This window comes from Agathobacter sp., assembly GCF_977054825.1.
Genome location: NZ_CDRTEH010000029.1, coordinates 1 through 11681, shown reverse-complemented (window position 1 = coordinate 11681; position 11681 = coordinate 1). Strand labels below are relative to the sequence as shown.

Genomic DNA, 11681 nt, shown 5'->3' with positions numbered 1-11681 from the left:
TTGCAGGCAAGACAGCATCGCAGCTTGAGGAGGTTGCCGGCAATTCCAAGACTATCACAGATGAGGTTAATGGAATCGCAGAGACACTTGAGACACAGACAGATGCTATCAAGCAGATTAATAATGGTGTAGAGCAGATTAACGATGTAGTTCAGACTAACTCAGCTTCTTCACAGGAGTGCGCAGCTGCAAGTCAGGAGATGAGCAGTGAGGCAGAGAGCTTAAATGAGCTTATCCGTCATCTGAGAGTTGCTGAGCAGTAAGCAGATATATTAATTGTATTAAATAGAATTAAGGGTATTAATATCCCCACGTTTATTTCCATGTATATGGCGAAAAACGTGGGGATATGTTATTATATGAGTATGACATTAAAAGATAGAATACCAAAAGAATTTTATAGTTTATTTCGCACGAAAAATATGGATGCATACATGCAGATAGTTGTTGCGTTATATGAGGAGAATAACGAGGTCTATGCATCACTTGGGCTGACACGGGAGGAGTGTCAGATAATCATAGCGGATACCATATCAAAAACAGGCATTGTATGGCAGACTGATTATACTGAAGAAGAGAGTGATGAAGATAATGGAAGCATGGATAATCATGATGATGATAAGCTTGATTTTGAAATTGATGATATGTATGACCAGACCAGCTTCGCATACACCTTGACACCATCAGCCATACTGGGCAGGCTTGTAAAGTGGGGCTGGATCAGGAGTGATTTTGACGAGAAACTCAACACATATGTGATTGCATTTCCTCAGTACAGCCAGATGTATGCAGAGCTGTTTAAAAAGCTCCTGGTGGATGATGACAGCAGGGAACGTGAGAGTATTCTGGCTGTTTACAGTGCGCTTTTTACATATTTTTCAGACCCGGAAAAAAACAATGATATTTTGAAAAATGCGTTGTATACGTCAAAAAATCTTGGCCAGCTTTTATCAAATATGCAGGATGGCATGAGGGCATATTTTGATGAGCTGTCACGCATGAAGGATTTTATCGGTATACAGAAGGTGCTGATTAAGGAAATCAACAACAGTGACAGCAGACGTTATGCAATCCTTACGACCACGGATAGCTTCTATCGATACAAGGAAGCTGTAAAGGAGCTTATCAGCAAAATTCTCAATCAGAATGATGACAGAAGGGCTGAGCTTGAGGGAATTCTTAAGCAGACTACACCCGGTACATTTGAGAGAAAACGCTATGAGTACAGCGTGGAGTACTGCGATAAGGCAAGTGAGCTTGTATATAAGGTGGAGCATGAGTTTGACCTGATTGAGAGAAAGTACAACAAGCTTATTGAGCAGAAGACGATTTTTGCAAAGAGGGCGCTTGCAAGGATACACTATATCCTGCAGGAGGGCGCAGATGACGAGGATAATATAGTCAAGCTCATTAACCTGATAGATAAGAGTGATAAAACAGATGAGATACTTGGGGAGCTTCGCAACAGAATGAAGTTCACCAGACAGTTTTACAATGTAACCGATGACAGCTTTCCGGGGAGACGTGAGAGAGGAAGAAGTGAGTTTGTTCCGTTTGTTATTGATGATGCTTCGGCAGGCGAAGATGATATGGCTGATTTTGTGCCAAAGCCATTGTATACAAAAAAGGAGCTTCAAAGCTTCAGAGATAAAAATATGCGTGATGGCATGTTTGTGACAGATGAACAGACTGTAGAATCCATGGAGGATCTGGAAAAGCTTCTGTTTTTGTGGCAGGAGGAGACCAACGAGCGCATGGGTGAGGACACGGTGAGTCTGGACGGAGAGATAACAAAGAGTGATGGTGTAAGCTACTCAAGGCTTGTAATATCCAAATCAAACGCTAAACGAGAAGCATAGAAAAGAGAGTAATATATGTTTGAATATATGGAAAATGTCTCGCCAAATGAGGCTGAAAATATCAAAAAAACTATTCAGGATCTGTTCAGGCAGACCTGTATTCTGCAAATGAAATGTGACCCTGTTACATTGATTCAGAGGGATAATCCAAGGTATCAGGTATGCCTTAGAAACAGGGAGTTTATCGCAGATTATCTGGCGGTGCTTGACTGTGAGCTGGTTCACGACCAGCAGGAGCATCTTTTCAGGATAAAGGGTGATGGAGTTATACTCGAGAAGATGACTCTTTTGACGGCAAGGCTTGTCATTATAATGAAGATGATATACAGGGACAAAATCATGGGCGAGGGGCTTAATGCGACAACAACGAATCTGGCAGAGATTCGTGAGTACGGCAGGAATACCAATCTGATTACCAGAAAGCTCACTAATCAGGAATGGTCGGATGCTCTTTTGCTCATGAAAACACATCAGATGATTGAGCTGCCGGGGGCTATTGCAAACCTGGAGGACAATACACCAATCTATATTTATGGCACAGTAAATATATTCTGCTCAGCCATGGATATAAATGAGCTTGTGCGCATGTACAGTGATGAGGTGGAGCTGATTAAGTATGATAATGATGAAGCTGCAGCACTCGAAGCTGCCGGATCAGATACAGAAGGCAGTTCTGTAAACCATACTCATGAATTTGCCAAGAACAGTGAAATGGAGGAGTCACCAATTGAGTCAGTCTAAGAAGATTTTTACCAGAATGTGTCTAAACAACTGGGGCGGAATAAATCACAAGGTTTTGCAATTTAATGAGTATGTCAATTTGTTCAGTGGTAAGAGCGGTTCGGGAAAATCAACCGTCATGGATGCGATTCAGGTTATACTCTATGGCAGCTTCAGTCCCACATTTTTGAACAAGGCGGCAGATGATTCAAAAAACAGGAGAAGTGTTCTGAGCTATTTGAAGGGTGAGCAGAAGGATGGCTCCGCAAATCGTGGTGACTGTGATTTTTGTTCGGTCATAGCGCTTGAGATAGAGGATACAGGCAGTCATACGTTTACATGTATAGGAATAGCCTTTGAGGTACGAAAAAACGATTCTGAGATTAAGAGGTTTGTGTACTTTAGCCATTCGGGCAGGATGCCGGAGCCTTCATATGTGACAGCAGATGGCTTTTGCTATTCAAATAATGATATAAAAAAGCTTGTAAATACTCGCTCACAGTCAGCTGACAGACGCGCCAGAGGTGATGTCAACCGTATTTACGCATCGAAGGAGGCATACCTTGGTACATTATATGATGTGATTTTAGGATATATTGACCCGAATCGTTTTATCACAATGGAAAAAAGTGCTATTGCGCTCAGGATGACAAATGGAACAGGTCAGTTTATACGTGATTATATGTTTCCAAAGAGTGACTCGGGCACGATAGAGACTATCAGTGAGCAGCTCGATGCATACAGACAAATCAGGGAAAAAATAGAGGATATGCGCAAGCGTATTGAGCTTCTTAAGGAAATAAAGGAGTCAGGGCAGGAGCTTGTTAATATCCAAAGCGATATTGTCATGGCAGAGACAATGATCAGGTGCATAGATATCGAGGATATGCGTGCAAAGATTCAGGCAGCTGAGGATGATAAAAAACGTATCGAAGAGGAGCAGGACAGGCTTTCAGAAAAAGCAGAGGATATAGCCGGGCAGCAGGCAGCTGTGCAGCAGGAGTATATTCAGGTATGTGCGGATTTGAAATCGAGCGACTTAGGAAGCAAAAAGGATCAGCTTAAGGAGCTTGAGAAGAGAAGCCTCATGCTTACCGACAACAGCCGTCAGTGGATTAAAATCACAAACGGACTCAAGGCATGGGATGAGGATGAGGTCATCACAGACTATGTGAGCAATGCAGTTTTAAATCTCATTGAAGAGATTGTGGATGGCGATGTCACTAAGGCAAAATGTCAGGAGCTTCATCTAAAGCTCGAGTCCATAAAGAAGGATATCGAGGAGGAACTCGAGGACAACACCTCACAGAAAAATGAGATAACAAAAGAGCTTAAAGAGAAACAGCGTCTGGTCGATGATATGAAGAACAACCGCAAGTCGTACAGTGAGAGTCTGCGTTCGGCAAGAGCTGCGCTGCAGAGAGACTTAAGTGATAGATTTGGCGAGCCTGTGAAGGTGCAGGTATTTGCGGATATGTTTGATGTACAGGATGAGGAATGGAAAAATGCCATAGAAGGACGTATGGGAAGGCTCAAATTCTCGCTTATCACAGAGCCTCGTTATGCGCATACTGCAGCTGTTATTTTCAGGGATATGAAGCAGTTTGAGGATGTTGATCTCATCAATTCCAAGGCTATCATGGACAGTGAACCAAAGGCCGTGGACGGTTCACTTTATGAGGCTGTGGATACAAAGGAAAAATATGTGGATGTTTGCCTGAAAAGATATCTTGGGCATATTATAAAGTGCAGGAGTGTTGACGAGCTCGAGCAGGTGAGGGATGGAGTTACACCGGACTGCTACTCATACAGCAACTTTATTTTCAGACACCTGAAGAAGCGCGATTATACTACAAATGCCTGCATTGGAGGCAGGGTATCCAAGGCAAGACTTGCTGAGTATGAGGCAGATGTGGAGAGACTGGAGAAGGAGCAGATACAGCTTGTGGGTATCATTTCAAGTCTCAAGGCGCAGAGAGATTTCGAGTGCTTGAAGGGAGAGCCGGAGTATTTTGTGGGTCTTTCGGAGGCAGCAGATGAGCTGAAAGAGGTCAATTCACAGAAAAATGAGCTCGAAGCTATTATCAGGACAATGGAGAATGGGCAGTACAAGGAACTTCAGGAGAAAAAGAAGTTTCTTGAGAAAAACATCGATGCACTTAAGAGTGCTTTTTCACTGAATCAGAAGCAGATAAATGAAAAGATAAGCCAGCATCAGAAAATCACAGGTGCAAATGAGCAAAGAAGAGCGCAGCTGGATGATATGCTACAGGGCTATGTTGCAAGGGAGGAGCTTGAGAAGCAGGTGCAGGATATGCTGCAGCATAGCTCAGGAGCATCCGTCAAGAGCAAACAGCGTGAGAAGCTTATTGAGCTGCAAGGCGTAGACGGAAATGGTGGCAGGCAGCAGTCGTGTGTGGAGACACTGCAGACTGCCCGCTACAGGTATATAAAGGAGTTCCCGTCAGGTCAGTTCAGCGGAGCTGAGAAGTCCAATAAGGCATACGAGGAGCTGCTGGAGAAGTACGAGAAGGATTATGAGCCTGAATATGAGAGTGAGTTTGAGCAACAGTGCAAGGTGATCTACAAAAGTCTCAGAGAGAATGTCATCGGTACAATCCACGGTGATATCAAGGCTGCAAAGCGTCATGCCTATGAGATAAACAGGCTTCTCAGGGAGACTAATTTCTCAGACAGCACGTATCAGATTAAGATAGAGCCGGCAAAGAATGAAAACGGTCAGTTCTACGATATGCTTATGGCGGAGGAGCTGGACAGCAAAAACCTGGATAATGGCGGAATAGACGGACAGATAAGCTTTGGTGAGGATGACTTTTATAAGAAATATGAGCAGAAAATTAAGCTTTTGACAGACAAGTTCATGCCGCCAAAGGATGAGGATGAGCATCTGCGCATGCAGAAGCGTAAGGAAATGGAGCAGTATGCGGATTACCGCAATTATCTGTCATTCAGCATGTATGAGCAGGTTACGGACGAAAATGGTCAGGTCATAAGGGAAAACTTTGTAGATGACATGGCTGGCCGTGATTCGGGCGGTGAGGGACAGAACCCTAAGTATGTTGCGCTTCTTGCGGGCTTTGCAATGCTTTATATGCAGCAGAGCAATCGTGATTCAAAGATTAAGCTGGTGCTTTTGGATGAGGCTTTTTCCAAGATGGATCAGGAGCGAAGTGCGGTGTGCCTCAAGTATGCAAGAAAGATGGATTTGCAGCTGATTGTCTGTGTGCCGGATGAGCGTCTGCAGTCGCTTATCCGAAATGTGGACTGTGTCTATGGCTTCAGGCGGCACAATAATCAGATTTCGATGATGCATATAGACAAGGGCGATTATCTGAAATTGATGGAGGGATAGATATGGCATATTATATAGCGGAAGGCGCTGTTGTTAAGGGGCAGGTGACAATGGCTGACGGAGCAAGCGTATGGTATAATGCAACAGTAAGAGGCGATTCAGAGCCGATAGAAATCGGCAGAAATTCAAATATACAGGACAATGCAGTGGTACATGTGGACTTAAGCCACAGTGTCATAATAGGTGACAATGTAACAATAGGGCACAGCGCAATTGTTCACGGGTGTACTATAGGCGATAATACACTCATCGGCATGGGAGCCATCGTGTTAAACGGCGCAAGGATTGGTAAAAACTGTATAATAGGTGCGGGAGCTCTTGTCACTCAGGGCACCGAGATCCCTGACGGAAGCCTTGCATTTGGCTCTCCGGCAAAGGTAGTCAGGGCACTGAGTGCTGAGGAGATAGAGGAGAATCATCGAAACGCCATGCACTATGTGGAGATTGCGAGAAAGTCGCTGACTTAATATTGTTCGGATTGTTTACATAAACTTTACAAATGGACGGTAGCGGTTTTTACATATTTAAAATAAAATCATAGTCTGGGAAATATAAACAGGGAAGGTATAATTTATGAAATCAAAAGAAGACAATACACAAAAGAAAAGCAAAAAGCTCTCGTCAAAGGAGCTCTCATGGGTATTATATGACGTGGGAAATTCCGCATACACACTGCTTGCGTGTGCACTCATACCGATATGGTACAAAAGCCTTGCCGTGGGAGATGGTGCAGGGCAGATTTCATCTGACAGGGCGACTGCGTATTATGCGATGGCGATAGCTGTGATGACGGTTGTATCAGCACTTATCGGACCTGTATGTGGCGCGATAGCTGACCATATGCGCATCAAAAAGGCTATTTTTTCAACGACAGTAGTTGTAGGTGTGTCGGCATGTATACTTAACGGCTTTACACCTACGTGGGTACTGTTTCTTGTTATATATGTGCTTACAAAGATATTTTACAATGCATCGCTGGTGTTTTATGACTCGATGCTTGTCGATGTGACGACAAAGGATAGAATGGACGAGGTGTCCTCCTACGGCTATGCCTGGGGATATCTGGGCTCATGTGTGCCGTTTCTCGTTTCGCTTGCAGCGTATATCTGTGGACCTGATATGCTTGGATATATATCAAACCGCCTGTCGATGATAATAGGCTTTGCAGTTACCGGAATATGGTGGCTTGTTGTTACAGTTCCGCTGCTTAAGAGCTATAAACAGGTGAATTATGTATCGGAAGCTGCAGAAGCGAAAAGCAAAAATCCGGGAGTTCTCAGACTCATAGCCGGCGCATTTGCACAGATATTCGGAACAATCAAAAAAATTGCTACAAAAGATAAAAAAGTAGGTCTGTTTTTGATTGCTTTTTTCCTTTACATAGATGGTGTAGGTACTATAATAGATAATTGTATAAACATAGGAACTGATTTAAAGCTTGATTCAGTGGGACAGGTAGTGTTTTTACTTTTCACACAGGTAGTGGCATGCATCGGTTCGCTTGTTTTTGGAAGACTGTCACAGAAATACAAAACTACAACGCTTTTGTATGTCTGTATTGCGGGATATTTTGCGGTTTGTCTGTATGCGCTCACACTGCATGATCTGATTGGTTTTGGAATCATGGCATTTGGCGTGGGCTGCTTCCAGGGCTCATTGCAGGCGCTGTCACGCTCATATTTTTCAAAGATCATTCCACCGGAAAATTCGGGAGAATATTTTGGAATCTATGATATTTTTGCAAAGGGAGCTTCGTTTTTAGGCTCGCTTGTCATAGCGGCAGTAAAGCTTGCAGGCGGCACGATAAATGTGGCGGTTGCAACTATGGCGATATTCTTTGCAGTGGGATTTGTATTTTTAAGGCTTGCAGACAGTTATGATGCACCGGGGTATGAAAAGTAACTAAAATAAAAACAAAAAGAAACGAAAGAAGGCTTAAAGCATGATAAACACAGAGGGAACAAAAGTCTGGGCACACAGAGGAGCATCCGGATATGCACCGGAAAACACACTTGAGGCATTCAAGAAGGCAGAAAAGATGAAGGCTGACGGTGTGGAGCTTGATGTACAGCTTACAAAGGATGGAGAGCTCGTGGTCATACACGATGAGACTGTGGACAGAGTGAGTGGTGAGAAGGGCTTTGTAAAGGACTATACACTAAAGGAGTTAAAGCGCCTCAATGTGTCAAAGCACATGCCGTCCTATGACAAGAAGACACGTATTCCAACACTCGATGAGGTGTTTGATTTGCTCAAAAACACAGAGATGACCATAAATATCGAGCTCAAAAACGGTATCGTGCAGTATAAAAATCTGGAGAAAAAGGTGCTGGCACTCGTGGAAGAGTATGATATGCTTGACAGAATCTGGTGTTCATCGTTCAATCACGAGTCGATCGTGCGTATGAAAAAGCTTTGCCCTGATATGAGGTGCGGACTGCTTTTTTCTGATATTATAGTAAATGCGGCAGAGTATGCCAGTGAACTTCATGTGGATGCACTTCATCCGGCAACCTACCATATGCAGGATGAAAACTACATCGACAAGGCTCATGGAAGAGGCCTTAGAGCTCATGTCTGGACTGTAAATGAAAAGCATGAGATGAAGGCACTTGTCAAGGCAGAAGCTGATGCAATTATCACAAATTATCCGGATATTGCCGTAGAAATAGTAAAAAATGAGTAGAGAAAGAGTTTTAAAGGCGCTTGCGGGAATACTTGTTATGGTGGAAGGTAAGCTTCATCTGGCAGACCGAAGGCGGCGCCGGGAGGACAAACTGATAGAGCGTGCAAGGCTGCTTGAAATGCAGCGGGCACAAAATGAAACAAACCCAAAGGATGCGAACGTGAATGAAAAAATATCATATAGAATAGGAGCGTATATGCAGATGAAAAAACTGGAAGAGGTTTACACAAACAGAGAGCTGTCATGGTTACAGTTCAACGAGCGGGTATTAAATGAGGCGGGCAATCCAAGAGTACCGCTTGCAGAGAGACTGACCTTTGCATCAATCTACCAGACAAATCTGGATGAGTTTTTCATGGTAAGAGTCGGATCACTCATGATGCAGATGAATTCAAAGGAAAAGATTTTCGAGAACAAGACAAAGATGTCGAGTGAGGAGCAGGTATCGGCAATACTTGACAGAGTATGCGAGCTTGAGAAGAAGAAAGCAAGGATATACGAGCAGCTCATGGGTGAGCTCGAGCCAAAGGGTGTGCGCATAATCAATTTCAACAAGCTGTCAAAGGATGAGGGAGATTTGCTGGAGGCATATTTTGATGCACACATTGCACCTTTCCTCTCTCCGATGATTATAGGAAAGCAGCAGCCGTTCCCATTCCTTGCCAATAAACAGCTCTATGCGGTAGTGCTTTTAACTACACAGAAGGGGAAGAAAAAGACAGGTATCGTGCCATGCTCAAACAGCGTATTCAAGCGTCTTATCGAGATACCTACAAGACCGGGCACATTTATGCTGTCAGAGGAGCTTATTTTACACTTTGTATCCAAGCTCTATCCAAAGTATGTAATCCGTGAGAAATCAATCATGCGTGTGACACGTAATGCGGATATCGATGCGCAGAGCATGTATGATGAGGATATGGATTATCGTAACATGATGGAGGAGCTCATCAAGAAGAGAGTGCGTCTTGACCCTGTAAGAGTTGAGCTATCAAGAAAAATCAACCGCAAGGCGATTGATGAGCTTTCAAGCTTCCTTGAGATTGGCAAGAAGCATTTTATCAGCGTAAAGACACCGCTTGATATGTCGTTTGTATTCCAGCTTCAGCACTATCTGCGCGACAAGCAGGAGCTTTTCTTTGAGAAGCGTGCTCCGCGTGATACACCGGAGCTTTCACTCAAGGAGAGTATAATCGGACAGGTTGAGAAAAAGGACGTGCTTCTTTCATATCCGTTTGAGAGCATGAAGCCTTTTATCAAGATGCTTAACGATGCAGCAGAGGACCCTGATGTGGTTTCCATCAAGATGACACTTTACAGAGTGGCAGACAAGAGCCAGATTATCGATGCCCTTATAGAAGCCGCAGAAAACGGCAAGGAGGTTATAGTGCTTGTCGAGCTGCGTGCGAGGTTTGACGAGGCTAACAACATAGAGATGTCACACCGCCTTGAGGATGCAGGCTGTCAGATACTTTACGGACTCGGCGATTACAAGGTTCACTCAAAGCTCTGCCTTATCACAAAGAAAAAGGGCGATGGCTATGAGTACATCACTCAGATCGGTACAGGAAACTACAATGAGAAGACCTCGCGTCTTTACACAGATTTGTCTCTCATCACTGCAAATCAGGAGATTGGAGCAGATGCATCAAGAGTATTCATGGCACTTCAGAGAGGCGAGACTGTTTCGGACGGCGATGTAAAGCATCTGCTTGTTGCACCAAAATGCTTACAGAACAGGATTGTTGACATGATTGATGAGCAGATTGCCAACAAGAATGCAGGAAAACCTGCATATATCGGAGTAAAAATTAACTCTCTCACTGACAAGGTGCTTATAGACAAGCTTATCGATGCATCACAGGCAGGAGTAAAGGTAGAGCTTATTGTCAGAGGAATCTGCTGTGTGAAGCCTCAGGTGGAGGGTGCCACAGAAAATATCACAGTAATAAGCGTTGTAGGAAGATATCTTGAGCATTCACGTATATACAGATTTGGTGTGGGCGATGATGAGAAGATTTACATTGCATCAGCAGATTTTATGACCAGAAATACAGTAAGACGTGTGGAGGTTGCAACACCTGTATATGATGCACATGCTAAGGACAAGATCCGCCATATCTTCGATACAATCATGACAGATGATGAGAAGGGCAAGGAGCTTCGCGCTGATGGCGAGTATGTGGACAGAAGGATAAACAGCACACCTGTAGATTCACAGGAGCAGTTCTTTGAGGAAGCATACAAAAATGCTGAGAAGAACGCTGACAACCAGTAAAAAATAATAAAGGACTGATAATAATGGGCAAAAAAGAAGCAAAGACAAATGCAATAAGAATACTTGAAACAATGAAGATTCCATACGAGGCACGCACGTACGAGTGCGATGACTTTGTTGATGCAGCTCAGATAGCGGACAAGCTCGGCCTTGACCATGCAGGTATGTACAAGACTATCACGACAGTCGGCAAAAGTGGTGGATATTATGTGTTTGTAGTACCGATAGATGACGAAATTGATTTCAAAAAAGCCGCAAAGGCAGCAGGCGAGAAGTCCATAGAGATGCTTCATCTAAAGGACTTAACAAAGGTTACTGGCTATATAAGAGGCGGCTGTACGTCAATCGGCATGAAAAAGCAGTATCCTACATTTATCCATGAGGCAGCTAAAGAGCAGGACAAAATCACAGTCAGCGGAGGCAGGCTAGGACTTCAGATTACGCTGGCACCTGATGATTTGTGCAGGGCTGCAAAGGCAGAGTATGCAGATATCATAAAATAATTAAAATGAGAGTCTTTTTCCTAGGCTTTTACACGTCAGTGTGTTATAATAAATAAAGCTGGCGATTGCTTAGACAGATTGTTTTGCGAATAAACCTACATTGCAATCGTAATAATAGAAGTAAAGCAGAGGAAAAATAGAGATGGAAAAAATTATTTTAACAGGAGACAGACCAACAGGCAGACTCCATATAGGCCATTATGTGGGCTCGCTTCGCAGAAGAGTGGAGCTTCAGAATTCAGGAGAGTATGACAAAATATTT

At 43.6% G+C, this 11681-nt stretch carries 8 protein-coding genes and 2 pseudogenes; all 10 read left to right on the top strand.

The features are described 5' to 3' along the window. Positions 1-263 (top strand): annotated as a pseudogene (locus ACW6PM_RS13400) (methyl-accepting chemotaxis protein); the annotation flags it as partial. Positions 264-359: 96 nt separating this feature from the next. Next, positions 360-1859 (top strand): Wadjet anti-phage system protein JetA family protein, encoded by a 1500-nt coding sequence (locus tag ACW6PM_RS13395; protein ID WP_456057454.1) that lies wholly within the window; start codon positions 360-362, stop codon positions 1857-1859. A 15-nt stretch (positions 1860-1874) separates the two neighbouring features. Beyond that, the gene (locus tag ACW6PM_RS13390) at positions 1875-2600 is read left to right on the top strand and encodes a DUF4194 domain-containing protein (RefSeq protein ID WP_308650179.1); all 726 of its coding nucleotides are present in this window, start codon (positions 1875-1877) and stop codon (positions 2598-2600) included. Positions 2601-2616: 16 nt separating this feature from the next. Then, positions 2617-5952: an SbcC/MukB-like Walker B domain-containing protein gene (locus tag ACW6PM_RS13385; RefSeq protein WP_456057456.1), complete on the top strand. Its 3336-nt coding sequence runs from the start codon at positions 2617-2619 to the stop codon at positions 5950-5952. A gap of 2 nt (positions 5953-5954) precedes the next feature. Then, positions 5955-6419 carry a gamma carbonic anhydrase family protein gene (locus tag ACW6PM_RS13380; protein WP_456057453.1) on the top strand — a complete coding sequence of 155 codons (465 nt, stop codon included), beginning with the start codon at positions 5955-5957 and terminating at the stop codon, positions 6417-6419. Positions 6420-6525: 106 nt separating this feature from the next. Next, entirely contained in the window at positions 6526-7854 is a 1329-nt protein-coding gene (locus ACW6PM_RS13375; RefSeq protein WP_308650177.1) for an MFS transporter, read from the top strand. Between the two features lie 40 nt (positions 7855-7894). Then, positions 7895-8638: a glycerophosphodiester phosphodiesterase gene (locus ACW6PM_RS13370; RefSeq protein WP_055163648.1), complete on the top strand. Its 744-nt coding sequence runs from the start codon at positions 7895-7897 to the stop codon at positions 8636-8638. A gap of 202 nt (positions 8639-8840) precedes the next feature. Next, a complete protein-coding gene (gene ppk1, locus ACW6PM_RS13365) occupies positions 8841-10916 on the top strand; it encodes a polyphosphate kinase 1 (protein ID WP_456057455.1) in 2076 nt (691 codons plus the stop codon). A 23-nt stretch (positions 10917-10939) separates the two neighbouring features. Beyond that, positions 10940-11419: a Cys-tRNA(Pro) deacylase gene (ybaK, locus tag ACW6PM_RS13360; RefSeq protein ID WP_022293239.1), complete on the top strand. Its 480-nt coding sequence runs from the start codon at positions 10940-10942 to the stop codon at positions 11417-11419. A 142-nt stretch (positions 11420-11561) separates the two neighbouring features. Next, positions 11562-11681 (top strand): annotated as a pseudogene (locus tag ACW6PM_RS13355) (tryptophan--tRNA ligase); the annotation flags it as partial.